We start from the raw sequence: 26,484 nt of genomic DNA on the forward strand, positions 1-26,484 counted from the left end.
CGTGCACGGGGGCGCTGCGGGAGGTTCCTACGAGGACGCCGCGGCCTGGTGCAGCCCGGCGAGACCCGGGTAGTCCAGCCATGGGTCCCGCAGTGACTGGAGTCGGTGTTCGGCATGGGCGACGTGCGACACGCGGTAGTACGCCATGATCCGGGGTTCGCGGCTGAGGTTGCGGCCCACAGCGTGCGGCACGAGGTGGTGCATGAGCAGGACGTCTCCGGGTGCCCCGAGGAACGGTGTGCCGGTCCGGGCGTCGACGTCCGGGGGGACCTGGTCGGTGATGCCGAGGGACCACTGGTCGCGGAACCACTCGGACATGGTCAGGTGTCCGCCGGACTGGTAGCGCAACGCTCCGCCGGTCGGGTCCGTGATGTCGGAGAGCACTACGCCGACGAGGAGCGAGAAGGTCCGCAGTTCGTCGGGATCGAGGTGGGGGCAGGCGACGCCGTCGACGTGCATCGCCTTCTCGGGTTGCGACTCGGGGAGCTGCGACTCGGGGATGCGGACCTGGATCTGCGTGGTTGAGACGGGCAGGAAGTCTCCGAGCAGCGCACCGGCGAGAGCGGCTGCCCCGGAGCTGGAGAAGAGGCCCAGCAGATCGGGGTGGCCGCCGAGTTCAGGGGCGAAGGTGCGCTGGGTGTAGGAGTGGATGAGGGCAGGGTCCATCGACTCTCGGAGCCAGTCGTCGACGAGCGCACGAGCGCGAGCGACGAGATCGGAGCCAACGGCGCCGCGCTTGATGAGCAGGCCGTCACGTATGAAGGCGCTCTTCTCAGCAGGGGTGAGGGCCATGGGAACTCCTGACGAAGGCGGGCCGCTGCGGGCGGTGAGGGAGAAGCTGGGTGAGGACTCCGGCAGCCGAGTCCAGGGCGCTCTCGACGATCGCGTGGCCGACGTCGGGGGATGCTGCTCGCGGGTCGCCGCCGATCACCCCGCAGGCCGCGATGGCGCTGTCACCGGAGTTCCACGGCCACGTCGCCCCACGGTCGAGCACCCGACGGTCGATCTCCCTGCGCCGCCCTCCGTCGGCACTGAAGTCCACGGGGAAACGGTCGAGACGGACGTCCTCGGGAGCGAGGGCGAGCATGAGCGAGGTCTCGCGGTGGCCGGCGTGGATCTCCGGCAGCTCGCCCTCGTTTCGGAAGGCCGACAGCGAACTCGGGTGGATCACACAGGCGGCGAGCGCGTACCGGTCCTGCAACTCGTAGAGTGCGGCCTCCAGGACGCCGCGGTTGCCGCCGTGGCCGTTGACGATCAGGAGGGTCCGGGCAGGGGTGGATCGGACGTAGCCGCCGACCACCGCATCGAGCAGCGACATGAAGCTCGCCACCCGGAGCGAGACCGTCCCGGGCGACCAGATGTGTTCCAGCGACAGGCCGTACGGGATCGCCGGCAGCGCCCACAGGTCGTGGTGGTCGCCGTAGCGCTCGACCAGCCGAGTGGTGAACTGCTCCGCGATGACCGTGTCCGTGTTCAACGGCAGGTGGGGGCCGTGCTGTTCGACGGAGCCGATCGGCAGGCACAGCACAGATCCGGCACCGAGCTCGGCAGCGACGTCCGGGGCGGCAAGCCGACCGTACTGCCGAGCCGTCGCTGCGGCTGGCGTCACGTCTTGCTCCGGCGGCCGATCCGGATGAGGAACTCGTTGTCCTCGAGGAACGTGTCGTCGCTGCTGTGCTCGGCGAGGGCGGCCCGGACGGCGGTCTCGAACTCGGCGAGTCGATCGCCGAAGAGGTGGGGTGCGGCGAAGCTGGTCGAGTAGAGATAGCCGAGGATGCCCTCGGTGGTCCAGGTGCGCTGGACCGGCACCCGGACCTCTTCGACCTGGTTGAACGGGGATTCCTCCATGATTTCGCTGTAGGGCCGGTTGTGGTGCTTGAAGGTGCTGCTGCCGGCCCGGCGCTCCTCTCCGAGGAACTCCTGGACGACCGCACGCACGGACTGCTTCCAGGGGCTGTCCGCGGCCCAGAAGCTGTTGTCCCCGAAGATCGCGACCGCGCCGTCCGGCGCGACCTGGTCGTCGAGGAGTGAGAGGACGGTGGCCTGGTCGAGCCAGTGGAAGGCCCGGCAGATCGTGACGAGGTCGGCGAGCCAGCCCGTCGGAGGCGTGAAGTCCTCGGCCGTGGACTCGACGAATGCCAGGGCGGTCCCGTCCGGCAGCGCGGGGCGGAGAGCCGACTCCGCCGCCGCGAGCATCTCGGCGTCGTTGTCGATCGCGATGATGTCGTCGAACCGGTCCAGCAGGGCCTCGGCAACCAGGCCGGTGCCGGTGCCGACGTCCAGGAGCCGGCGAGGGCTGCTCTTCGGTGCGGCCTGGTCCAGGACAGCGGCGACCTCCTCCGGGATACCCGGGCGGTACTGGCGGTAGTAGCCGACGGTGCCGGTGAACAAGCTCATGGAAGCCTCCGTGCGAGTAGATGACGTACGTGCTGCACAGCATCAGCGAGATCGTTGGCCACCAGCACGCCATGTCCAACGAGTGACGTTTCGTCAGGAACCGTACGCCCGTGGGACACCCACACGGCGCGCAGTCCTGCGTCCGTGGCTCCTCGAATGTCGCACTCCCAGTCGTCGCCGACGTGGATGATCTGCGAGGGCGACACCTGGTGCGAGTCGGCGACCGCCCAGAAGGCCCGGCGGTCCGGCTTGGCGTAGCCGGTACGGCACGAGGGGAAGTGGCCACTGACCCAAGGGGACAGGAGCTTGAGGAGTCGCTCGGGGTCGGCCTCCGTGCATGTGACGTTCGACAGGGTCACGACGGTCGCCTCCCGGCTGAGTTCCTGCAGCGCATCGACCGTCCCCGGGAACAGCACGAGCGGCGTCACCGGAAGGTCTCGGGGGAAGGCCGAGGGCTCGATGCTCAGGGCACGGCACACCCGGTCGACCACCGCATCGGTGATCTCGGGCGCGGTGTGCAGGACGTCGCGCATGATGCGTCGGGCTTGCTTCGGGCCGAGCGGCGAGGCGGCGGCCAGGTGGGCGGCGAGACCTGGTCCCTGCGCGTTCCCCAGCGTGCCTCCGATGTCGAGGCTGATCAGCGATCGGACGGGCTCCATCGGGCGGTCTCCATTCCGGTGACGGGCAAGGCGGAGACGATCGCCTCGATACGCGCCGTACGGATCGACTCCGTTGTGGCCTCTCCGAGGAAGGTGAGCGCATACCGCGTCTCTGCCTGATCGAGCGCGTCCAGGTCGCGTCCGTGCCTCTGGGCCGCCTCCGCAAGGTCCGTCGGGATGGTGCGCGGACGCAGCCCGTGCGGCAGGTGAAGCATGCCCGACCAGACGGGCGCTGGCACCGGCACCCGATGCATCGGCCGCAGGACGGTGACGTCGTCGAGGCTGATGATGCGCACTGGCGCGCGCCCATCGCCGAGGTCGAGTTCGCCGGACAGGAAGGTGTCGTGGCCATCGAGGCGGTGGTCGAGCACGAGGAGGGGGCCCTGTTCGTCGTGCCGGGTTGTGCCACGGACGGGAAGGCTCTCGCTGCTCCGGGTCATTGGGGTCTCCGTGGTTGGGTGCCGAGGCCGGGGGTTCGGGGCGAGGGGAGATGGCCGTGCTCGGGTGTCCAGGGTTCGGCGTAGAGGGTCTGGCGGCGGGGCTCCCACTGACGGCGGTACTCGACGGCAGGTACGGCGTCGGGGAAGGCCGCCGCCAGGTGGATCCCCGGCACCATCGAACGGCCGTGGGGGTAGACGGGGATGCCGACCTTGCGAGCCGCCGCAACGATCTCGACAGCTCGGGTGAGCCCGCCACACCCGACGACGTCGATGGTGAGCGCCTTCGGCCTCACCTGGTCGAACAGCATGGGCAGGTCCTCGTCCGGCCGCAGTCGCTCCCCTACGGCCACGGGCAGGCCGGCATTGGCAAGGCGGTGGTAGATCCGCAGGTAGTGCTCCGGCAAGGGGTCTTCCAGCCAGGTGAGTGCCGGATTGTCGAATCGCTTCGCGAACGCAGCGGCGAGCTCGGGACTCCACGTTCCGACCGCGTCGACGGCGAAGCCGTTGCCGAGGATCTCGGCTGCCCGGTCCACGGACTGGAGAAGGTGACTCGCTTCGGTGGCGGTGGTGGAATCCGGTCGTCGCCGGAGACCCCACTTGGTGAAGGCCCAGCCCTCGTCGGCGACTTGGGTCAGGGCACCCGGCGCGGGAGGGCCGCTGAGATCAAGGCGGAGCCACGAGGCGTACGCCGGTACGGACGTGCGGCTCGCTGCCGGGGCCAACAGGTCGGCCACTGGCTGATCGGCCAGACGTCCGTGGAGATCCCACAGAGCACAGTCCACTGCTCCGACGGCCCACTCGGCCACGCTGCCGACCAGTCCGCCGGCCGCGACCTGCAGTCGTGCTCGGTGGCCGTCGTGGTCGGTCACGAGGTGACCGATCGCAGCGTGGGACAGCACGTCGACAGCGCGGCCGACGGGCTCGCTGACTGGGCCGTACCAACCTGTCTGACCACCGCCGTGCACGGTGACGAAGACGGTGTCGTCCCCGGCAGCGGCGCCTGCTCCGACCAGCATAGTTTCGACCTTGTCGATAGTGACGTCCATCAGCACGCCACCTTCCGCGAGGCGGTCAGCTTGCAGGCGGCCTGGAGCAGACCAGCCGGGTCGAGGCCGAGTTCACCAGCGAGCGCTGCCTGGGGCATCGGCCCAGGGGGCTCGCGCCAGCCGATGACTTCGACGGGACGGCCGAGCCGTCCGGCGAGCAGTCCCCAGACGGCAGCCGGATGGCCCAGCGTGGCCACGAGGACCGCAGCGTTCTCGCCGAGGTACGTCGCTGTCTCGGCCGCCGACAGACCCCTTGGCCAGATCTGCGGATCTCCGAGGACCGTCAGGTCCAGTACGCCCACGACGCGGATCCGGCAGCCCAACTGGGCTCGGATCACGGGAACCGCCGCTGTGGTGGCCTCCGCAGGAAGATCGCCTGCAACCAGGATGGTGAGCTCGGGCTCGCCTTGATCGCTCAGGTGGGGCCAGACCGCCAAGCCCCGTGCCAGTTCCTGCTCGATGGTCTCGTCCGGCTGCCGTGTCGTCGCATGCTTGCCGGCGACCACCACGTTGACGCGGCCGGTCGACCCCAGCGCCTCGTCCAGAACGAGGGCCGCCCTCGCAGGGTCCGCCGGGGTCAGCACCCGCACGACCGGATCGCATGTGGCCAGCAGAGCAGTCGCCAGGGAAGGATCGCCGTGCGTGTAGACGTTGTGCCACCCGTACGAGGTCAGCAGCAGGTTGAGACTCGGTGCGGGGGCTCCGGCGGTGAGCCGGCGGTGCTTGAGGTGGCCGACGACTCCGGAGGTCAGGAGCGGCGCGAAAGCCTCGTAGGACACCAGGACACCGCGTCGGCCACCGGCGAGCCAGCCGCACAGCCATCCCAGCAGGACCTCCTCCGCCAGGACCTCGGACACCCACGGCTCATCCTGAAGCGCACCGAGGCGGTTCGAGGCGAGCTCGTCAGGGCTGAAGAGGCGGAAACCCCCTGCGACGGCGTGGTTGCGAAGAACTTGGCTCACGGCGTGCCCGAAGTCGTCGCCACCCCGGGCCCGACGGGATACGGGCTGGATCGCGGTCGGCTGAGAGAGCGGGGCTGCCGGGCGCCGCCCTGCCGTTTCGAGTGCGCCGGCCAGCTCTCCGGTCGGGCGCCCGTCGGTGTCGAACAACTCTGCCGGCCGGTACGAGGCGAGCCACTTCCCCAGGAGCTCTCGCTGGCGGCCGTCTTCGTGTGCCAGGCCGAGCGGTGTCTTGTGGGCGCCAGGTGTGCCGAGTACGGGCCGTTCACCAATCCGCTCTGGCCCGCTCCAGCCCTTCACGCACCGCAGGAAGACGGCGGCGCGCACACCGTCCACGGCCTGCCCCACGGACTCCAGGAGAGCCTGCCGGAAGGACTCATGCTCTTCGCGGGAGGCAGCGGACACGTGCACCACGCGGCTCTGCCAGCCCAGCCCGGCCGCGTATCCGGCGACTTCCCCGTCCGTCATCGCTCCCAGCAGGGACCGGTCGCCCATGCGGAAGCCGTTGACGTGGACGATCGGGACCACCGCACTCGCGGGCAACGCCCGTGCCGCGAGCCAGGAGGCCGCCGTGGTGGGCGTTTCGCACTCGCCGTCCCCGATGATCGGGAGAACGACGCGGTCAGGCGCGTCCAGTGCGAGCCCGTGGCCGAACGCCAAGGCGCCACCGAGACAGCCCCCGGGAGCCGTCCCCGCTGTGAGCAGGGGATGAACCTCTGACCCCAGGCCGTCCACCTCCGGAAAGTCGTGGGCCAGACGCGCCAGGCCCGCAGCGTCCCGGGAGTACTGCGGACGTACAGAGGCGAGCTCTCCCGACAACCACGCGAAGGCCAGCTGCACCACACCCGCATGGCCGGCGCCAAGCACGGGGACGAGCGTCCGGTCAGGAGCCGCCTCCCCCGTTGCGAGCGCCGTGTGGGCAAGGGCCCACGCAGTCCCTGGCACCGTTCCCCAGTGGCCCGCCGGCCGGCGCTTGATGTGGTGGGCTCGCAAGGGCTCCGCCAGGAGAACGTTCTTATCGAGGTGCAGGAGCACCACCGACACGTACACGGCGGCCCTCCAGAGCGCATCAGCCCGGCTCAGCACGGGGGCACCAGGCTCTCGCCGTCGAAGGTGAAGTACCACAGCGGCCGGTAGCACTCCCAGGCTGCCGGACGGAGCCCGATCGGGCTCACGATCCGCTCGATCTCGCGACGCGCTCGAAGGTAGAACTCCAGTGAGTCCGACCCACCGGCCCGCAGGCCAGCCATGATCGAGTTGTGCGCCTGGTAGACCTGGAAGTTCGGGAACTCGGTGACGAACGGCATCAACTTGGACACCCCGTCGCTGAGTTCCGCGAGGCTGTCCAGACCGACTATGTAGGTGAACGACGTGGCATGACCGGCCGCCATCGCCCGCCGGAGGACCTCGGGCATCTCCTCGGCCGTCAGCACCGCCTTGCTGGCCTTGAGCAGCAGGTCCCGCCGGCTGAAGCACTCGGCGGTCAGCCGGAGCACGAACGGCGTCACGCGCTGGGCCAGTTCCTCGAAAGCGCTGGCGCTCCGGATCACCGAGGTGAGGAAGCCGATCCGGGCGCCGATTCCGTGGGCGCTGAGCACCTGACGCAGTCCGATCAGGTGGTCGACGGCAGCCCGCTCGCGCTCGAAACAGCCGGTCGACACGGTGACTTCGCGTAGTTCGGTCAGGTCCCGGTGGGGGTGCTGTTCGACCATGGTGGCGAGCAACTCGGTCAGCTCCCGTTCCTCGGCGAGCCGGGGGTCTGCTGCCGCCTCCAGCGTGTTCGGGCAGAACGCGCACCCCACGCAGCGGCTGCGGGCGTTGGGGTTGAGCGTGGCGGCGCGACCGTCATCCCGGAAGTACCCGCCGACCGCCTCGTCGGCGGCGACCCGCTCGACGGTGGCGATCGGGCTGCCGGCCAGCATGAGGTCGTCGCCCTCCAGCCTGAACGGCGATGCCTCGGCGTTGAGCGGGACGATCACCATCCACGAGACCTCGGGCCGGGTGGCCATGCGCACTGCGACTCGGGCCCGGTGGCGGGCGTGGACGGAGGAAATGCCGAATAGGTTGATCGCCATGAGTAGTGCGTCCTCGACCGGCACGCCGAAGCGGTCCGCCAGGCGTTCGACGTGCGGGAGGGTGAGCGCTGCTGTTGATGAGTCTCCAAGGACTGCCGTCATGATCCGTTCTCCGTCGGTGTCTGGACCCGGCCTGGGATGAGTCGTCCGCCTGTGCGCCGTGCTGGACATGCCGTCCTCCCCACCGCTATCTGGGAGGATCAGCCCGTGCGGGCCTGCCGGGTTCCGTCCGGCAGGCCCGCACGGTCTCTCTTCCGCCTACCGCCCCGGGTAGGGCGGCTGCGGGGTCGGCGGTGCCGGCGGCGGCGGGGGAGGTGGCGGCGGAGGCTGCGGCGCCTCCAGGCGAACGCTGGTGAACGTCATGGCTGTGTTCCCTTCTGATCAGCGGTGCGCGATGGTGCCGGGCCTGGCATCGTTGTCAGGCCCCGGTTTCGACCGCGGGCTCACGTAGTGGCTCGCGGTCGGGCTCGTGGTCGGCCGCCAGGGCGGGGCCCGAGTGATCAGCGCTGAGCTGGTGGTGTGCCGTGACTCCGAGGAGCGTCAGAACGATCAGGTGTCCGAGTGCCCACAGCCAGGCGAGCGCGGCACCCAACGGGTCGTGGTGCGCGCCCCGGTGTCGGGCCGGCGGCGCGTGGTGGGCGGTCACGCTGCATCAGCTCCGACTTCGGCCCAGACGACCTTGCCGCTGCCACCCTCCTCGACGCCCCAGCGCCGGCACACCGCCTCGACCAGGAAGAGCCCACGGCCGTGCTCCGAGGTCGACTTGGAGTGTTCGACGCTGGGCAACTGCGGGCTTCCGTCCGAGACCTCGATCCTCAGCCCGCAGGGGCAAGGAACGAGGCGGACATCGAAGCAAGTGCAGCCCGCCGCGTCACTGTGCAACACGACGTTGGCCGAGAGTTCGGAAGCAATCAGCTCGGCATCGTCGATCAGCAAGGCGTCGAATCCCCAGGCGTCAGCGATCCGCCTCACCGAGGTCCGGATCAAGGGCACGGAACGGGCGGACAGGACGAACCTCATCTGCACCGAGACGCACCGGACTTCTTCGGTCTGTGTGCTTCGCGTGGGCACGCTGCTGTCGCCCAGGACGAGGCTGCCCAGTGCCTGACGGGTGTGAGGACGCTCAGAGTCCGGGTGGAGGGTGACCGTCTCCTCCGGGGCGGGTGCAGCGGCCTGTCGGCCGCGACGTTCCATCGCCATGTGCCCCTCCTCGTCTCGTAACAGGCGGCTCATCAGCACTGCTTGATGGCACGTCAGAACGCTAGGAGGATGGATGCAGCGGAACCCGGAAAATTCTTCCGGGGTAAGGAAGCCAAGCAGCGCCAGGCTGGGGGCATGCGAGGGATGACCGAGACGCTGACCATCGGGGAGCGCGTCGCCTGGTACCGCCGCCGACGAGGCATACCGCAGGAGGTATTGGCCGGCCTCGTCGGGCGGACCGCCGACTGGCTGAGCAAGGTCGAGAACGGCCGCATCGAACTCGACCGGCTCTCGGTAATCAAGGCGCTGGCCGCTGCGCTCGACGTCCAACTGGGCGACCTGCTGGTCGAACCGTCCCTCATCGACTGGAGTACCGACGGCCGGGGCGGCGCAGTGCCGAAACTGCGCGAAGCACTCACGGACTACAAGCACATGTCGCCGTTACTGGCGTCCGAGTCCACGGATCCGCCACCCGACTTGGAGATCCTGCGAGCGGAGGTCGGATCCGCATGGTCGGCCTACCAGGACGCCCGGTACGCCAGAGCCACTCGTCTCATCCCGGAGATCCTCTCCGACGCCCAGCGTGCTGTCCGTGCCTACGACGGCGAGGAGCAGCTGAAGGCCAAGGCCCTGCTCGCGATGGCCTACCAGGGCGCGGCCATGGTGCTGACGAAGATAGGGGAAGCCGATCTCGCCTGGATGGCCGCCGACCGCGGTCTTGCTGCCGCGCAGGAGTCGGGCGACCTCGTCGTCACCGGTTCCCTGTTCCGATCGGTCTCCCACTGCCTCCTTTCCAGCGGCCGCCTCACCGCAGCGCGGGACTTGGTGGCGGACTCGGCGGGCTATCTGGAGAGCGGCCTCGCCGACGCCTCGCCGACCTACCTGTCGATCTACGGGACGCTCTTCCTCGTCGGCGCGGTGACCGCCGCCCGGCTCGACGACCGGGCCACGGTGAGCGCGTTCCTCGCCGAGGCGGACCAGGCCGCACAGCGCCTCGGCCACGACGCCAACCACATGTGGACGGCCTTCGGGCCGACCAACGTCGCCATCCACCGCATCTCGACGGCCATGGAACTGGGCGATGTCCAGGTCGCCGCGGACCAGGGGCCGCGCGTGGACTCCTCCACCCTGCCGCTCGAGCGGCGTGTCCGGCACACCCTCGAAGTGGCCCGCGCCTACAGCGCGCAGAACCGGATGGACGAGGCACTCGCCCTGGTACTGGACGCCGAGGAACTGGCCCCGGAACAAGTCCGCTACCACTTCATCCCACGGCACTTGGTGACCACCTGGGTCCGGCAGCAGCGCGGCAAGCCGAGCCACCAGCTTGCGGGCGTGGCCCAGCGGCTGCGCATCGTGGGGTAGTCCGGCGGGGACGGCTACAGTCATGGCATGAGCGACTCCGACGCACCCGAGGCCGTTGCCCAGCCGCGCACCGCCGCCGGCGTGCTGTTCTTCGACGAAGCTGACCGCGTGCTCCTGGTGAAGCCCACATACAAGCCGGGCTGGGAGATCCCGGGCGGCTACCTCCACCCCGGCGAGACCCCGAGCGAGGGCGCGGCCCGAGAGGTCAAGGAGGAGCTCGGCATCACCCCGCCCATCGGCCGCCTCCTCGTCGCGGACTGGGCACCCCACCCGACCGAGGGCGACAAGCTGCTCTTCGTCTTCGACGGGGGCATCCTCCCCGCAGAAGAGCGAGCTCAGATCAACCTGGACGGGGTGGAGATCGGCGAGTACGCCTTCCACACCGCCGACCAGATCGACGAGCTCCTCATCCCTCGTCTGGCCCGGCGGGTCCACGCCGGCCTTGACGCCCGATCTCGCTCGGCGACCTCCTACCTGGAGCACGGAACGCCTCGCCTCTGACCAGGTGCCCGGGGCGTCCTCAGAATGCCCAACTCGGCCTCCAACAGCCTCACTTCTCCTGGCGAACACTTCTTGAGCGCCCTGGCTACCGACCCGCACCTGACAAGTACAGCGCTGCTCCGCCGAAGCGCCACGCGAAACGCAAGTGCGGCCCCGAACACCACGATGCCAAGAGTGGCGTCCCAGGACCCGCTGGCCACGCCACCACCCGCTGGGCCAGGCCCGCATACGAGCCAGGTACACGTGCCGGTCGTCAGTTCAGAAGGTCAGCCGCGGACGAGGGCAGCCGCAAATGCCGCCCCTGGGCGGCCATTGCCCGCATTAACGCGTAGGCGTCCTGTGCACTGATATCCCCGTTCACAGCCGCGATGGCCATGAGATCAATTGTCTCGCGGGTGGTGATGCCCTTGAGTCGTGCGTATCTGAGCGCCTCGTTGTCATCCGAGATCCACCACGAGCCCGCGAACTCCCCGAGGTTCAGAATGACGTGGCAGGTCTCCGCTTCGCCGAGGTGCTTCAGCGGCTCGTCGTCGGTGCCGCCGAAGACCGTGCGGCGGATGCGGTTGATCTGTTGGACATCGACGTCACTGGTGATCTCGATTGGCTCGCCGAGCCAGCCGTCAGCTGCGACGTTGCCGAGGGAGGGCAGGACGGATGCTGACCGGTGCGCTTCGTAGGCGACTGCGGCGGTCCACCGTCCGCGATCGTCGAGTACTGCCTTGAGCAGATCGAGTCGCTCCACCGAGGCAAAATTGCACAGCACCGTGTTGTCAGGGAAGAAGTAGGCGTTCACGAGGAGCTGGAAGCCTCGCTTCCCGTTTCCAGATCGCGCCTCAGCGCGTCAACGTCCCTGCCAAGAAGGCCAGCGTACGGGCGGAGCGTGGCCTCGCCCGCCTCGTAGGCTGCATAGGTGTCGCGCACGAGGAGTCCTGGGGGTCGAGAGCTGCTTGTGATGACGGTCCGTCGGGCGAGCTCCTCACCACGGCCAGCCAGGGCTGCCGCATTGGCCGAGGTGATGGCCTTGTAGCGCTCGCAGGCGCCGGCGTCGATCAGACGAAGGTTCAGCAACCGATACGCGAGAGCCGAAGGGGTCACCATCCAGTCGCAGGCTAGAGCGGCAAAAGATGCCTCGGTGAGACCGGTCGTGCCGACAGCCTGGCGCATGTCCTCTTCTGGCGTGAGGAAGGCTGCAGCGAAGGCGTTGGCTTGGATCTCGCTCGGCTCCTTCGCGTACGCCTTGTCGAATACGTCGTTGTCGAGGTGCAGCTCTTGGTTGTCACCTGCCAGCAAGTGACCAAGTTCGTGGGCCAGAGTGAACCGCTGCCGAGAGGGGAGGTGGCAGGTAGCGAGCACAATGATCTTCGCCTCGCTTGACGCGGCAGCAAGCCCGTCGAAGTCGGGGCCCACCTCGACGACCGCCACGTCGACTCCGAACACCTCCTCCACCAGCTTCGGGAGGTCCTCCTGTTGTACAGACAGGCCGCGGCGAGCTACAGCACCCAGTGCGTTCGTGGCCAGACGGCGACCCCGCTCCGTCCAGTTCCCTGCAGCGGGCCCCTGGAGCACAGGCTGCCACGGCTGCGGGAAACCAACAGCTGCCATGTCTGATCTGAGCGTGCTGTATCGCCTCGCGGCGCGGATCGCCTCGCCGGCGCTACCGCCGGTGGTCCGCGCTGCCAGAGCCAGCGGAGGCTCCTCCCCGGTGATCAGCCAGTCGACTGTCACGGTGCACAGCTCGGCGATACGCGCCAGGTCAAGCGACGAGAAGCGGCGACTGCCGCTCAGGGACTTGGACAGCTTGGAGTCGTCGAGCCCGATTCGGAGGCCGAAATCGCGTTGACTCAGCCCCGATGCCTGGATCAGCTCGCGTACGCGGTCGGGGGTGTTCGGCATGCAAGCCATGCTAGCAGGGCCGTTTGCGAAAATCGAAAAACAGCGCGAGGATGATGGGACACATGGGCCGTCGTACTCTTCCGCTGGTTTGCTCCAGAGATGGTCCCGGCTCGGGCATGATCAGGTGGCAAGCAGCGGTGGTAGCGAAGGGGCACCCGATGGCGGTTGTATCTGACGAGCAGGTGCAGCGGGGCCCGCGCACCGTGCAGCCTGCGGCCCTGCCGCAGGTCCCCGAACCGGGGCAGGTCGTCAATGTCCGGGGCTCCACCTGGGCTGTGACCGATGTGCGCCAGCAGGGCTTGCCGCGCAGCCCCGCCGACGAGGGCACTGCGCAGCTCACCCACGTGGTCAGTCTCCAGTCCCTCGAAGAGGACCGCCTGGGCGAGGAGCTCGCGGTGGTCTGGGAGCTGGAGGTCGGGCACACCGTCGCGCCCGATCAGGGGCTGCCAGAGACCATCGCAGTGGATGGCTTCGACGACCCGAACACGCTCGCGGCATTCGTTGACGCCGTACGTTGGGGTGCGGTCACCTCCGCTGACGCCGACTCGTACCAGGCACCGTTCCGTAGCGGCGCCAACGTCGAGGCATACCAGCTGGAGCCACTGCGCCGCGCCCTGCAGTCTTCCCGCACCAACCTGCTGCTTGCCGACGACGTGGGCCTGGGCAAGACCATCGAGGCCGGCCTGGTAATCCAGGAGCTGCTGCTGCGGCACCGGGCGCGCTCGGTCGTCATCGTCTGCCCGCCGAGCCTTGCACTGAAGTGGCAGGACGAGATGCGGGAGAAGTTCGGCCTGGACTTCGTGATCGTCAACAGCGAGCTGATGTCGCAGGTGCGGCGCAGCCACGGGCTGAACGCGAATCCGTTCCGGCTCTTCCCGCGGGTCATCGTGAGCCTGTCGTGGCTGCCGACGGTGCGCGCACAGCGTCTGCTGCGCTCGATCTACGCCGACGCCCGGGACACGGCCACTGCCCGGCGGTTCGCGTTCGATGTGCTCGTCGTCGATGAAGCCCACCATGTTGCGCCCGCCGGCCCGAGCGCAGCGGACGGCCACCGCGGGTACGCCGTGGACAGCCAGCGCACGGTGGCCACCCGCGAGCTGGCGGAGCGGTGCGAGCACCGCCTGTTCCTGTCCGCTACCCCGCACAACGGCTACCCGGAGTCGTTCACCGCGCTACTGGAGATGATCGACGGTCGGCGGTTCAGCCGCGGCGCCCTCCTTGACGAGCGAGCGCTGCGCGAGGTGACGGTGCGTCGGCTGAAGACTGAGCTGAAGGACAAGGGCTTCAAGACCCGGCAGCTGAAGACCATCCCGTTCACGCCGGACGACGACGAGCAGCAGCAGTTCGCGGTTCTGGAGCGCCTCCTCGCCGAGAGCGCCCGCGCCAACGGCAAGAAACGCTCGGGCGACATCGTGGCGATGCTGCTGAAGAAGCGGTTCCTGTCCAGCCCCTGGTCGTTCGCCCGCACGCTGGAGCTCTACGAGCAGGCCGCCGCAACGGGTCGCCTGCCGGATCTGGATGACGAGGACGACTACTACGAGGAGATCCTCGGCAGCCAGCAGTCGGACGAGGAGGAGGGCCGGGAAGACCATCCGGAGTTCACCGCACTGCGGCAGAGCAAGGGCTCCGATCCGCTGGTAGCCGCGAGCCCCCAGGAGATTTCCGCCCTGGTCTCATGGGGCCGGCGCTTCGAGCACCGGCCGGACTCGCGTCTGAAGGCGCTGATCGGCTTCCTCGACGCGATCTGCCGTCCGGACGGCAGGACCTGGACGAATGAGCGGGTGGTGGTGTTCACCGAGTACGCCGCCACCTTGGACTGGATCGCCGACGTGCTCACGCAACGCGGCTACGGCGAAGTGCTGGCCACTATCCAGGGATCCACGCCCACTGAGGAGCGGGAGGAGATCCGCGCCCGCTTCACCGAGGACCCGAGCAAGGAGCGCGTGCGGGTGCTCGTCGCCACCGACTCGGCTGGCGAGGGCATCGACCTGCAGACGTACTGCCACCGACTGGTCAACTTCGACGTCCCGTTCAACCCCTCCCGGTTGGAGCAGCGAATCGGGCGCATCGACCGCTACGGCCAGCACCACACGCCCGAGATCTACCACTTCGCGCCCGACTCGACCTCGGCGACCTACGCCGCGGACATGGACTTCATGCGCCGCATCGCGGAGAAGGTCGGCAACGTCGCCCACGATCTCGGCTCGGTCAACCAGATCATCGACGGCGAACTGCAGGAGCATTTCAGCCCGACCACGGCCACCCGCAAGAGCCGGTCCACCGACCGCGAAAGCGGCGACGCGATCATCACCCGAGCACTGGCGGGCGGCATCGAGCTAAACCGCCGCCTCACCGAGCTGTCCCGCACCTACGACCAGCGCAAGCTGGAGATGCACCTGACGCCAGGCAATGCCCGTCGCGTGGTGGACACGGCTCTGGCGCTCACTGCACAGCCACCGCTGATCGAGATCGGCGACGACCGCACCGACGCCAAGGTGTTCGAGATCCCCTCGCTCGGGTCTGCGTGGCAGCACGCCCTCGAAGGGCTCGACACCCGCCTGAACCCTGGTGCCCTGCGCCTGATCACCTTCGATGACAAGGCTGCTCAGGACCGCACCGATCTGGTGCACGTGCACCTCGGCCACGCGCTGATGCAACGCTCGGCCCGGCTGCTGCGCAGCGCACTGTTCAGCGTCGACTCCCCAGTGCACCGGGTTACCGCAGTCGTGGTCGAGGACCTGCCGCAGTCGTGCGTGGCCGCCGTGTCCCGGCTGGTCCTCGTCGGGCGCGGGGGCTTGCGGCTGCACGAGGAGGTCTTCCTCACCGGCGTGCGTCTGCGGGGCCAGGCCATGGCCGAGGCCAAGGTGGAGGAGGTGCTCGACCAGGCCCTCGACGCGGAGCACCTGATCCTGGCCGACGAGGGCGTGCGCGCCACGCTCGCCCAGCTGTGGGACGCGGAGGACTCCCGGCTGCGAACCCGCCTACTCAATGCCGTGGCGCGCAGGGCCGAGTCCCACCAGGAGCGAGTCACGGAGGCGCTGCGCACCCGCCAGGAGTCCGACGTCTCCCGTGCCCGGGAGATCTTCGGGGCCTTCCGGATCAACCTGGAGGAGTCCCGCCAGCGGCTGGCTCTGGAGATCCAGGCCCAGGAGGAACTGCTGTTCACCGACGACCAGCAGGCACAGCGCCGCCGTGACCTGCTGGCCATGGAGGACCGGCTGGCAAACCTCCATGAGGAGGAGCAGCGCGAGATCGCCGCGATCGGTGAACGGTATGCCGATGTCAAACCGCACGTGTCCGCCGCAGCCGTGGTCTTCGCACTGACCCCGGCCGACGCTGAAGCAGGAAGGGCGCAGTCATGAGGCGCAAGTCCGCCGGGTCAGCACGTTCCACCGCCGACCTCCACCGCGCGTGGCTGGAGCTGGTGGACGCCGACGGGCCGTTCCTGTCCGTTCCCGCCCTCAAGCGCGTCTGGCAGCAGGGGATGCCCCAGCTCGGTGCCGACCAGGCGGCCCTGCTCAAGGACGCCAAGCCGGCATTCGAGAAGGCATGGGAAGGCTGGGACCTGCGCCGAGACGACCCGTCCGCGCTCGACCGCTACCGCGAGGCCCGCGACGCCTGGGTCGAACTGGTTCTGCGGAACATCCTCGGCTGGGGCGACCACTACACCAGCGATCTGACTGGGGCGCTGTTCGCCGAGGCCGCCGGCGGCGTGCGGTCGCCCAACTACACCGTGACGGTGACGCCCACCGGAGCGATCGCCCACGGCGAGACGATCGGCGCGCTCGTCCTCGTCGTCGACCCGGTGGACTCGCTACGCGATCCGCTGGACGACGGTTGGGCGACCAGCCCGATCGACCGCATGGAAGAACTGCTGCGGCACGGAAAGGTCCCCATCGGCGTCGTCACCGACGGACGCTGGTGGGCCGTCGTTAGCGCCCGCAAGGACACCATGGTCGCCTCCGGCATCATCGACGCCCAGACCTGGATCGAGGAACCCCAGACTCGCAACGCCTTCGTCGAACTGCTCCGGCTACGGCGGCTACTCGGCGGACGCCCAGAGGACCGCCTGACCGAGCTGTTCGGCGAGTCGGTCGCCGCCGCCGAGGAGATCACCGAAGCGCTCGGCGTCCAGGTGCGGCGCGCGGTCGAGCTGCTCGTCCAGGCCCTGTCCGAGGCCGGCCTGGACGCCGTCCGCCACGGCGAGCCCGACCCTCTGCCGGCGGACCGCGAGGAGGTCTACGAGGCCGCCGTGACGGTGATGATGCGCGTGGTCTTCCTGCTCTTCGCCGAGGAACGCGGCCTGCTTCCGCAGAGCCGGCTGTTCGCCATGGGCTACGGCATCAGCGACGAGGTGGACGCCCTCGACCGTCGCGAGCGCGAAGAGGGCAGCGAAACCCTCGACGGAACCCACCTGACCTGGCACCGGCTGCTGGCGACATCTCAGGCACTATCGCGCGGCGCGTCGTTCGAGGACTTGCGACTGCCCTCGTACGGTGGCTCGCTGTTCGACCCCGACCGGTTCCCGTTCCTCACCGCCCACAGCCCGCGCGGCACCCTGGCCATCACGGTCAGCGATCGGGTCATGCTGGAGGTGCTGCGCGCAGTACAGATGGCCGAGCTGCGTGGCGAACCAGCACGGCGAATCTCCTTCCGCGACATCGACGTCGAGCAGATCGGCTACATCTACGAGGGCCTGCTCGGCTACTCCAGCGAGGAGACGAACGAGGTCACCGTCGGCCTCATCGGCAAGTCCGGTGAGGAGCCGGAGATGCCACTGGCCGAGCTGGAGGACATGGCCGCCCGGTACCGTGACCCCACGAAGCTGGCCGACGCCATCCTGGCCTGGGTGAAGGACGACCAGCCCGCGGCCAAACCGCCGTCCAAGGCCGCGCTGGCCAAGGCGATCCGCGGCAGCGGAGAAGTCGAGGACGCCGAACGCGCCCTGCGCGCCGTCACCACCGACGGGACACTACGCGACCGGCTGCGGCCCCTCATCGGCATCATCCGACGGGACCTGCGCAACCGGCCCTTCGTCGTCGAGCCCGGCGGCGTCCTGCTCATCGAAACCCCGTCCCGCGCCACGGCAGGCGCCCATTACACTCCGCGCAAACTGGCGGAAGAGGTCGTCCAGCACGCCCTGGAGCCGCTGGTCTTCAACCCTGGGCCATACCAGACCGCCGACCACGACGCCTGGCGACCAGCGTCGTCCGACGACATCCTCGATCTCAAGATCGCCGATATCGCCTGCGGCTCGGGCGCGTTCCTCGTCGCTGCCGCGCGGTACCTGGCCGCCCGGCTGGTTGAGGCATGGCGCCGAGAGGGCGTGGCGACCGGGACCGCCCATGACCTATACGTCCATGCGATAAGGACGGTGGTCGCGAGGTGTCTCTATGGCGCGGACATCAACGCCATGGCCGTGGAGATGTGCAAGCTTTCGCTGTGGCTGGTCTCCCTCGACCCCAAACTGCCGTTTTCCTTCGTCGACGACAAGGTGCTGCACGGCAACTCCCTACTTGGCCTTACCGATGCCGAGCAGCTCCGCGCGCTCCACATCACCCCGGTCAAGGCAGCCGCGACACCGCTTTTCGACATCGGCGAAGGAACCACAACGATCCGCCACCTCGACATCGAGGGCGTCCTCACGCGCGCTACGAGGCTGCGTCGAAGCCTGGCGAGCGAGGTCAACGACGACGACCCGCAGCGCTCGGCGGCCACGAAGCGGCGACAGTGGCGCGAGTACCAGGACTTGACCCGCCAACTCGCGGAAGTCGCCGACGGCGTGATCGCCGCCGGACTGCGACTCGGCGGCAAGCCCGGCAAGGTGCTGACCGAGGCCTACGAGAAGCTTCGCATCGCAGTCGGCCTGGCCTACCCCGCAGACGGCGCCAGGCCCAACCGGGCCATGTTCGACGGCATCCTCACGACTGGGCTTACGCCTTCGGTTGAGACTGATTACGCGCGATGGAAGCCGCTGCACTGGATCCTCGCCGTACCAGATGTGATGGAACGAGGTGGCTTCGACGCGATCATCGGCAACCCGCCGTTTTTGGGTGGTTCGAAGATTACCGGCGCAATGGGCACCAATGTGCGTGACTGGTTCGTCAACGTTCTTGCCTCCGGGCGACGGGGAAATGCCGACCTCGTTGCCTTCTTCTTCCTGCGCGCTATGTCCCTGCTGGCAGGGACGGGAAATCTTGGCCTCATCGCGACGAACACCGTTGCCCAAGGCGACACTCGGGAAGTCGGCCTGGACCAGATGGTCGCCAACAACTTTACCATCGCACGGTCGATTCAGAGCCGACCCTGGCCCGCAACTAGTGCAAATCTTGAATATGCCGCCGTGTGGGGAACTCGCAGCGCGATCGCCTCGGATGTGCCGCGAGTGGCCGATGGCGTCGAAGCGCAGCAAGTACTCACGCTCTTGGAGCCTGCTGGTCGCGTGGATGGGCCTCCAGTGCGCCTCGCCGAGAATTCGGGTATCGCCTTCAAGGGATGCTTCGTTCAAGGCATGGGCTTTGTACTAGGGATCGAAGAGGCCGATGCCTGGCTTAAGGCTGATCCCAGGAATTCAGAGGTGCTCTTCCCCTATCTCAACGGCGAAGATCTTAACTCTCGCCCCGACTCCACGCCATCCCGATGGATCATCGACTTTTATAATCGATCGGAATACCAGGCCGAGAATTACGAGCTGCCATACAGGCGTTTGCTTGAGCGGGTAAAGCCCGAACGCGCAACGAAAGCGAAAGCAGTGCGAGAGGCTCCGTGGTGGCTCTTCCTGCGCCCTCGCCCGGCCATGCGCAAGGCAATTTTTGGGCTTGACAAGGTAATCGCCATGGCCCAGACCAGCAATACTCTGCAGCCAGTTCTTGTGCCCGCTCGACAAATCTTCGACCAGAAGACCGTGGTCTTCGCAACCGATTCATTCGCCCTGCATGCTATTCTCAGTTCTTCCGTTCATTATTTGTGGGCACGTAGGTACTCTTCATCTCTACGCAAAGACCTGAGCTATACGCCATCGGACTCGTTCGTGACGTTGCCGCAGCCAAAGTTCACAGACCGCCTCGCCAAGGTAGGCGCGGATCTCGACATTAGGCGGCGGGAAATCATGGTGCGCCGCAATCTCGGACTGACTAAACTGTACAACCGCGTCAATGACCCGGATATCGCCGATTCGGCGGACCCAGACGTGGCGCAGCTGCGACAAATCCACGTTGCGCTGGACGAGGCAGTCATGGAGGCCTACGGCTGGGGTGATATTCCGCTGAACCATGGGTTCCATACGTACCGGCAGATGGAGCGCTGGACGGTCAGCCCGGCAGCGCGGTTGGAGATTTTGGATCGGTTGCTGGAGGAAAATCACCGCCGCGCTGCTGGACAGAGTGAGACACCGTCCCCGTCTGAGGGCGAGGATGAGATCGAGGGTGAGGACGAGTGAGCAAGCCCAGCTCGAAGCCGGCCGCGACGCCACCCGCTGCCAAGGCCGAGGACCAGGCGGAGTACCGGCTCGTGCGTGAGCCTGACGGACGGTCGTGGACTGCGCGGGAGAACCTGGTCGACATCCTCGAACGGGAGCTGCTCGGCCCAGCAGGCGGTCCGGAGGAGGTGCTGGACGCGGCGCCGGACGCTGCGTACCTCATCGGCCGGATCGCCCCATTCAAGCTGACCGTCAGCCGCGACGACCCGCAGGACGTCGACGCGAACGAGGCGGCCACCGATGTCGGTGACGCCGTGGACGCGGACCAGGGCCGCGGTGTGCCCGTCACGGCCGTCGATGAGAGCGGCTCGGGCGCCGACGAGGACGCCGGCGTCGAGGACCAGCCGCAGCAGCGCGGACTGATGATCCCCGCGTCAATGGGTCTGCGCTGCCAGGTCCCGTCCGATCTCGACTCGTTCACGGTCACCGCCTCCTGGGGGCTGTACGAGCCGGTCAAGGTGGAGTCCGAGGCCACTGATGGCGGGCGCGTCCGCCGCTACAAGCGCACGCCCATCGAGATCGTCACGAAGGTCGCCGTCGCCGACCTCAAAGCAGCGGCAACGACGGAGTTCCCGCTGAAGGACAAGGTCGTGCTGCGCGTCGACCGGCACGATGACGAGGCGCGGGGCTGCCTGATCGTCGAGGTGGCGTTGTGCAATGACCGGGAGACGCCGCGCAAGATCCCGGTCGAGGCGTGGCTTTACCAGACCAAGCTGATCGTGGACGCCGGTGGCGCCGAGGTGTTCCTCCCAGTCGCGGATCCCGTGGAGGACACCCGTCACGAGCGGGACGACGAGCTGCGGCGGCTGAATCTCCAATACCGGGACAGGCTGGAGTTCGCCGTCGGGCGTACATGTTCGGTGGATTGGCAGATGGCGGCGGGTGCGCGCCGGGCCAGCGAAGTGTGGACGACCTGGCTGCCGACCTGTCAGACGCCACAGACCACGGCAGAGGAGATCGGCAAGGCGCTGCTGGACATGACCGCGCTCGCCGCGGCGAGCGGGGAGGAGCTGCGGGCCGGCCTGGAGCCGATCGTCCGCGAGTACGCGGCCTGGCTGGATGGCGAGGAGCGTCGTGCCGAGGCTCTGCCGGAGCACCTGCGGGGCGAGGGTCTCGATGCGGTCAGCGAGGCGCGCAAGGTCCAGCGCCAGCTCGCCGATGGCTTGGAGCACCTCCTCGGCGACGACGAGGCGTTGCGCTGCTTCCAGTTCATGAACCGAGTGATGGCGAACCAGCGCATCCATACTCAGGTGGCCGAGCACCGAGCCAAGCACCCGCAGGTGAGCATCGAGCAGGCTCGCGCCGCCGTGCTGGCGGACAAGGGAGCAAAGGCGCACTCGTGGCGCACTTTCCAGCTGGCCTTCATTCTCATGCAGCTGCCGTTGCTCACCGATCCGGCGGCGGAGAAGCGCTCCGGCGATCTGGCGAAGGCGCAGCTGCTGTTCTTCCCGACCGGTGGTGGCAAGACCGAGGCGTATTTGGGTCTGGCTGCCTACACCTTCGCGATCCGGCGGCGCCAGGGCGCCGTCGTGACTCCGGACGGCGCGCTGGACGGTGGTACAGGTGTGTCCGTGCTGATGCGTTACACGCTGCGGCTGCTGACGGCGCAGCAGTTCCAGCGGGCGACGGCGTTGGTGTGCGCGGCTGAGTTGGCGCGCAAGGCGGAGCCGCAGACGTGGGGGGAGGAGCCGTTCCGGATTGGGCTGTGGGTGGGCACGGATGTGAGCCCGAAGCGGTTCGAGGAGGCGGCGACGCAGCTGGAGAAGGCCAACAACCGGTCGGGCTACCGGCTGACGGTGTTGCAGATCCAGCGGTGCCCCTGGTGCGGAAGCAAGATCGATGCACGGGAGGTCAAGGCGGTCAAGGCGTCCCGTCGGGTACACGTGTACTGCGGGGACGAGCTTGCGGGTTGCCCGTTCGCCGAGGGTGGTGAGGTGACCGAGGGGCTGCCGGTGCTGACCGTGGATGAGGAGATCTACCGGCTCACCCCGGCATTCGTCATCGCCACCGTAGACAAGTTCGCCCGGCTCGCACGGGAAGGGGAGGCCGCCTCCCTGTTCGGCTACGTATCCCGGTTCTGTGGGCGGCATGGTTACGTGCACCCGGACTCCCGGTACTGCGAGCTGACCGACAACGGCAGGCATCCGGCCAAGGACGGTCTGCCTGCCGCAGGGCTCCGCCCGGCGGGGCGGCTGCGCCCGCCGGACCTGATCATCCAGGACGAGCTGCACCTGATCACCGGGGCGCTCGGCACCACGGTGGGCCTGTTCGAGGTGGCAATCGACGTCATGGCGGGCTGGCGAGACGCGCAGGGCCGGGCGGTCCGGCCGCTGTTGGTCGCCTCCACCGCCACTGCCCGCAACGCGGCCGATCAGGTGCGCGCCCTCTACGGGCGGGATGTGACGATCTTCCCGCCACAGGTGCTCGACGCCGGGAAGACGTTCTTCTCCAAGGAGGAGCCCGTCTCGGAGCACTTCCCCGGCCGGCGCTACGTGGGGATCAGCACCACCGGGGTTCGGTTGACCACGGCGGAGATCCGGGTCGCCGAGGTCCTCATGGCCGGCGCGCAGCTGCTGCTCGACCGGTCCGGACCGGCCGCCGATCCCTACATGACCCTAGTCGGCTACTTCAGCGCCACCCGCGAACTGGCCGGCATGGCCCGCTACATGGGCGACGACATCCAAACCGCTCTCTTCAAGCGGCGACCATGGTCGAAGCTGCCCCGCCGCACCGGCACGGCCTACGGAACGCTCAACACCGCGGAGCTCACCTCCCGTGTGGCCAGTGCCGACATCACCACCACGCTGGACCAGATGGCAGTGCCGTTCGACCCGGCCTTCGACTCCGTCTCCGGTAAGCGGGAGTTGCGCGCGCTGCGCGAGGCGGGCAAGCCGATGCCTACCCGCGAGGTAAGCCCGTACGACGCGATCCTGGCCACCTCGATGCTGCAGGTGGGCGTGGACGTGACCCGGCTCGGGCTGATGCTCGTGGTCGGACAGCCGAAGAACACGGCGGAGTACATCCAGGCGTCCTCGCGCGTGGGACGTTCCGGAGACAAGCCGGGGCTTGTGGTTACGCTGGGCAACTGGGCCCGGCCGCGCGATCTCGCGCACTTCGAGCAGTTCCGGCACTACCACGAGACCTTCTACGCCCGGGTGGAGGCGCTGTCGGTCACACCGTTCTCGGTCACCTCACTGGAGCGCGGACTGGACGGCGTTCTGGTCAGTGCGGCCCGGGTCCTCGACGCCGTCCGACCTGACGGCTTGTCGCCCGAGCAACACGCGGGCCGGATCGCGGCCGAGCGCGACTTCGCGGAGGCGCTGATCGACGCGCTGGTGGCGCGGGTGCAGCGCGCATCCGACGAGAACGCAGCCGAACGGGCGCGTCAGCGTCTGCGCAACCGGCTCGACCAGTGGGAAAACCGGCGCACGCAGCTGGCGCGCTTGCGCAAGGGCCTGGTCTACGAGCGGACTTCGGACGAAGCCCACTTCGGACCACTCATGATCAGTGCCGAGAACGCCCGCTCCGGGGCGGACAAGAAGGACGCTCCACCATTCGTCGTGGCCAACTCGATGCGCGAGGTGCAGCCGGAGATCAACCTCTTGGTGAGCCCGATCAAGGAGAACCTGATCTTCGTGGAACCGCCCGGCAGCCCAAGCTGGAACTTCGCTCCGCCCAAGGAGGACTCGTGACCACCGCACCCCTTGCCGAGACACGGTTCCTCTACGACGCGTCCAACGCCGTCGATCCGCTGGGCGACGCCGAGCGGGAGTCGGACGAGGGCCGCAAGCACAACAGGGCCAAGGTCGGCTCGGGCCGCCCGTCCTCCCTGCTGTACACGTACGGTCCGGGCGCGATCATGGACCTTCCCCAGTTCACGGTCATGCCTTCCGGACTCGACGACTGGGACCGGATCTGGCGTCGCCGCGACGGCGTCCCGCAGATCCGTGCACCTCGGCTGCGTCAGGCCGTGGCGATGCTGTTGCGCTCACGGGATATCCAGCTGCGGCCCTTCCCCTGGCAGGCGAAGAAGATGAGCCTGTCCACCGAGGGCAACGACCTGGGTGTGCCAGCCCGCGTGTTCCCGCAGTGGCTGCGATGCACCGGCTGCGACATGCTCGGCAGCCTCGCGCAGTTCGACTACCGCAACACCCACCCCTACCGCACCGACCTGGCCTGCTTCGAGCACACCCGGTGCACCGGCCGAGCTGGTGACCGCATGCGCAGGCCGACCCGGCGCCCGGCGGTGCCGGCCCGCTACCTGCTTGCCTGCGTCGACGGTCATCTCGACGAGTTCCCCTACGAGCGTTGGGTCCATCAGGGCCAGCAATGCGACAAGGCAGAGTTCCCGGCGCTGAAGATGGTAGACCACACGGCCGGCAAGGGTGCCTCGGCCGTGATCCACTGCGAGTCCTGTGGCGCACGGCGGCCGATGAACGAGGCCCAGGGCGAAGCCGGACGGTCCAAGCTGCCGCGCTGCCGCGGGCGCCACCCGCACCTGGACGCGTTCGAGCCGAGCGGATGCGGAAACGACACCCGGCTGATGCTCGTCGGTGCCTCCAACCTGTGGTTCCCGGCGACGCACTCGATCATCGTGATGCCGGAGTCCTCGGAAGAGCGTAAGAGCGACCTCGCCGACCAGGTCCGCACTGCTCTGGGCGAGAAGCTCGCGAAGTACCGCGACGACCTGGAGACCCTGCGGGACGTGCTGGACGGCAAGGTCGACGTCACCGACCTGTCGGACGCCGAACTGGCGGAGGCGGTGGCGGCGGCTGACGCGCCGGCGGCCTCCGAGGCGGAGCAGGAAGAGCGCATCCGCAGCTGGGATCCCGTAGACCTCCTCGTTCCCGAATGGCTCTACCTGCAAAAGGACGTGCTCGGACCCGGGGTTGAGGACCCGGCCAGCGGGCTGACGCTCTCGAAACGAGAGTGCGATCCCAGCCTGCCGCCGCAGATCGCCCGCGTGCTCGCGGTCGAAAAGCTGCGCAAGGTCAACGCCCTGATCGGCTTCACCCGGATCGACGCCATGGACCGGGTCGGGGACCTGCCGCGTCGGCTCGTCCCATTGACCCGTAGTGCCCATCCGGCCTGGACCGTCGCCACCGAGGACCGCGGGGAGGGCATCTTCCTGCAGTTGGACGACCAAGCGGTCGCTGCGTGGGAGGAGCGGATCGCGACCAGCGATATCTGGCGGGCGCACCGTGACGCCCATCGGCGCAACTTCCACCGTCGTTTCTCCGAGACGGCCGTCGAGGTCGACCCCGACACCCGGCTGAGGCCGCCGCGCTACTGGCTCGTCCACACCCTCGCCCACGTGCTGATCCGCGAACTGGCCATGACCTGCGGTTACTCCGCAGCCAGCCTGAGCGAGCGCCTGTACGCCTGGCCGGCATCCGAGGGACGGGCTGCCGCCGCTGGCCTGCTGATCTGCACCACCGCCTCGGACAGCGACGGCACGCTCGGCGGCTTGGTGCAGCTGAGCGAGCCCATGCGCCTGCAGGGGGTCGTCTCCCGCGCCCTTTATCGAGCCACCCGGTGCTCCTCCGACCCGATCTGCGCCACGCGCACGCCGCAGGACCCCGAGGACTTCCTCCACGGCGCCGCTTGCCACTGCTGCGGCATGGCCTCCGAGACCTCCTGCGAACGGGCCAACCGCTTTCTTGATCGGCGCTTCCTCGTCGACCTACCTGGGAGCAACCTTGGCTTCTTCGACCACGCCGATTGACCCGGCAGCAGCAAGGCAGCTCGGGCGGCTCCTAACCGGCACCGAAGCCCGGGAGCTCGCCGACCGGCTCACCGACGGCGACACCCTGACGGCGGCCCTCAAGGTGATCGCCGCCGGACGCCGGCCCGAGATACGAGCGCTGCTGGAACGGGGTTCTGGACCAAGATCGCTCGGCACAGGCCAGGTCGTGGCCGTGCTCCGAGCCGTGGAGGGAGCGCGGTCGATCACTACCGCCCTCGACCCGCTCTGGACCATGCCCGGCCATCTCGCGCAGTCCGGTCCGCTGACCAGTTCCGTCGCACACCTCGTCGACAGCGCCCGCCAATCCGTCACCTGTTCGACCTTCAACTTCCAACGGTCCTCAGAGCTCTGGGGAGCACTACGCCGAGCGGCCACCCGTCCAGAGATCGATGTGCGGGTCTATCTCGATTCCCAAGCAGCCGACCGGCACTCCAAACCCGGGTCCCCGACCACAGCAGAGGTGGCCGCGCACCTTCGCCCAGGGATCGTCCTACGCACGAGGGAGTTCGATGGAGGACCAGTGCGCAACCACGCTAAGTTCCTCGCTATCGACCACCGGTTCCTCCTGGTCACCAGCGCCAACTTCTCCTGGAGCGCGGAGTACGGCAACGTCGAGTTCGGAGTCCTCATCGACAACCCCAATCTGACCGAGTCCGTCGAGCGAGCGATTTATCGGGTCGAAGACCAGCTCTACGAGCGCGTTTGATCCGCCGGTCTCGCCGAATCGTG

Annotated in this window: 19 protein-coding genes; 7 read left to right on the forward strand and 12 right to left on the reverse strand. The window is 68.4% G+C overall.

Going from position 1 to position 26,484, the window contains the following annotated elements:
* Positions 1-27 precede the first annotated feature (27 nt).
* The 10 genes from BS83_RS03830 to BS83_RS03875 form a co-directional block, all read right to left on the reverse strand.
* The gene (locus BS83_RS03830; protein ID WP_037600965.1) at positions 28-792 is read right to left on the reverse strand and encodes a phytanoyl-CoA dioxygenase family protein; all 765 of its coding nucleotides are present in this window, start codon (positions 790-792) and stop codon (positions 28-30) included.
* Entirely contained in the window at positions 773-1,609 is an 837-nt protein-coding gene (locus BS83_RS41350; RefSeq protein ID WP_084713125.1) for a creatininase family protein, read from the reverse strand. Before BS83_RS41350 ends, BS83_RS03830 begins: the two co-directional genes overlap by 20 nt.
* Positions 1,606-2,397, reverse strand: a complete 792-nt coding sequence (locus BS83_RS03840; RefSeq protein WP_037600966.1) for a methyltransferase domain-containing protein — start codon at positions 2,395-2,397, stop codon at positions 1,606-1,608. The genes BS83_RS41350 and BS83_RS03840 overlap by 4 nt, the downstream gene beginning before the upstream one ends.
* The gene (locus BS83_RS41355) at positions 2,394-3,056 is read right to left on the reverse strand and encodes an HAD family hydrolase (protein WP_051942579.1); all 663 of its coding nucleotides are present in this window, start codon (positions 3,054-3,056) and stop codon (positions 2,394-2,396) included. The genes BS83_RS03840 and BS83_RS41355 overlap by 4 nt, the downstream gene beginning before the upstream one ends.
* Entirely contained in the window at positions 3,035-3,496 is a 462-nt protein-coding gene (locus BS83_RS03850) for a hypothetical protein (protein WP_037600969.1), read from the reverse strand. The genes BS83_RS41355 and BS83_RS03850 overlap by 22 nt, the downstream gene beginning before the upstream one ends.
* Positions 3,493-4,542, reverse strand: coding sequence for an enolase C-terminal domain-like protein (locus tag BS83_RS03855; RefSeq protein WP_157596888.1), 1,050 nt, complete (start codon positions 4,540-4,542; stop codon positions 3,493-3,495). Before BS83_RS03855 ends, BS83_RS03850 begins: the two co-directional genes overlap by 4 nt.
* A complete protein-coding gene (locus tag BS83_RS03860; protein WP_037600972.1) occupies positions 4,542-6,587 on the reverse strand; it encodes a phosphoketolase family protein in 2,046 nt (681 codons plus the stop codon). Before BS83_RS03860 ends, BS83_RS03855 begins: the two co-directional genes overlap by 1 nt.
* Entirely contained in the window at positions 6,581-7,678 is a 1,098-nt protein-coding gene (locus BS83_RS03865; protein WP_051942582.1) for a hypothetical protein, read from the reverse strand. Before BS83_RS03865 ends, BS83_RS03860 begins: the two co-directional genes overlap by 7 nt.
* Before the next feature lie 316 nt (positions 7,679-7,994).
* Positions 7,995-8,222 carry a hypothetical protein gene (locus BS83_RS03870; RefSeq protein WP_037600974.1) on the reverse strand — a complete coding sequence of 76 codons (228 nt, stop codon included), beginning with the start codon at positions 8,220-8,222 and terminating at the stop codon, positions 7,995-7,997.
* On the reverse strand, positions 8,219-8,776 hold the full coding sequence (locus BS83_RS03875; protein WP_051942583.1) for an ATP-binding protein: 558 nt from the start codon (positions 8,774-8,776) through the stop codon (positions 8,219-8,221). The genes BS83_RS03870 and BS83_RS03875 overlap by 4 nt, the downstream gene beginning before the upstream one ends.
* 135 nt (positions 8,777-8,911) lie before the next feature.
* On the opposite strand from BS83_RS03875, the gene BS83_RS03880 reads away from it, so the two are divergent.
* Together BS83_RS03880 and BS83_RS03885 are read left to right on the forward strand one after the other, a co-directional pair.
* Positions 8,912-10,138 (forward strand): helix-turn-helix domain-containing protein, encoded by a 1,227-nt coding sequence (locus BS83_RS03880; RefSeq protein WP_232248040.1) that lies wholly within the window; start codon positions 8,912-8,914, stop codon positions 10,136-10,138.
* Positions 10,139-10,165: 27 nt separating this feature from the next.
* Positions 10,166-10,639, forward strand: coding sequence for an NUDIX domain-containing protein (locus BS83_RS03885; RefSeq protein WP_037600979.1), 474 nt, complete (start codon positions 10,166-10,168; stop codon positions 10,637-10,639).
* Positions 10,640-10,892: 253 nt separating this feature from the next.
* Here BS83_RS03885 and BS83_RS03890 read toward each other — a convergent pair whose 3' ends face one another.
* A complete protein-coding gene (locus BS83_RS03890) occupies positions 10,893-11,432 on the reverse strand; it encodes a hypothetical protein (protein ID WP_030459225.1) in 540 nt (179 codons plus the stop codon).
* Complete coding sequence (locus BS83_RS03895) at positions 11,429-12,532, reverse strand: ImmA/IrrE family metallo-endopeptidase (RefSeq protein WP_037600983.1); 1,104 nt, start codon at positions 12,530-12,532, stop codon at positions 11,429-11,431. The genes BS83_RS03890 and BS83_RS03895 overlap by 4 nt, the downstream gene beginning before the upstream one ends.
* 62 nt (positions 12,533-12,594) lie before the next feature.
* Here BS83_RS03895 and drmD point away from each other — a divergent pair, with 62 nt between their 5' ends.
* The 5 genes from drmD to drmC are packed head-to-tail and all read left to right on the forward strand — an operon-like array spanning position 12,595 to position 26,461.
* Positions 12,595-15,894 (forward strand): DISARM system SNF2-like helicase DrmD, encoded by a 3,300-nt coding sequence (gene drmD, locus BS83_RS03900; protein ID WP_232248041.1) that lies wholly within the window; start codon positions 12,595-12,597, stop codon positions 15,892-15,894.
* Positions 15,891-19,970 carry an Eco57I restriction-modification methylase domain-containing protein gene (locus BS83_RS03905; protein WP_037600986.1) on the forward strand — a complete coding sequence of 1,360 codons (4,080 nt, stop codon included), beginning with the start codon at positions 15,891-15,893 and terminating at the stop codon, positions 19,968-19,970. Before drmD ends, BS83_RS03905 begins: the two co-directional genes overlap by 4 nt.
* Positions 19,967-23,701 (forward strand): DISARM system helicase DrmA, encoded by a 3,735-nt coding sequence (gene drmA / locus BS83_RS03910; RefSeq protein WP_037600989.1) that lies wholly within the window; start codon positions 19,967-19,969, stop codon positions 23,699-23,701. The genes BS83_RS03905 and drmA overlap by 4 nt, the downstream gene beginning before the upstream one ends.
* Positions 23,698-25,734, forward strand: coding sequence for a DUF1998 domain-containing protein (gene drmB, locus BS83_RS03915; protein WP_037600992.1), 2,037 nt, complete (start codon positions 23,698-23,700; stop codon positions 25,732-25,734). The genes drmA and drmB overlap by 4 nt, the downstream gene beginning before the upstream one ends.
* The gene (drmC, locus tag BS83_RS03920; protein WP_037600995.1) at positions 25,709-26,461 is read left to right on the forward strand and encodes a DISARM system phospholipase D-like protein DrmC; all 753 of its coding nucleotides are present in this window, start codon (positions 25,709-25,711) and stop codon (positions 26,459-26,461) included. The genes drmB and drmC overlap by 26 nt, the downstream gene beginning before the upstream one ends.
* Positions 26,462-26,484 lie beyond the last annotated feature (23 nt).

Source organism: Streptacidiphilus rugosus AM-16, assembly GCF_000744655.1.
In the GTDB taxonomy this organism is placed as follows: Bacteria; Actinomycetota; Actinomycetes; order Streptomycetales; family Streptomycetaceae; genus Streptacidiphilus; species Streptacidiphilus rugosus.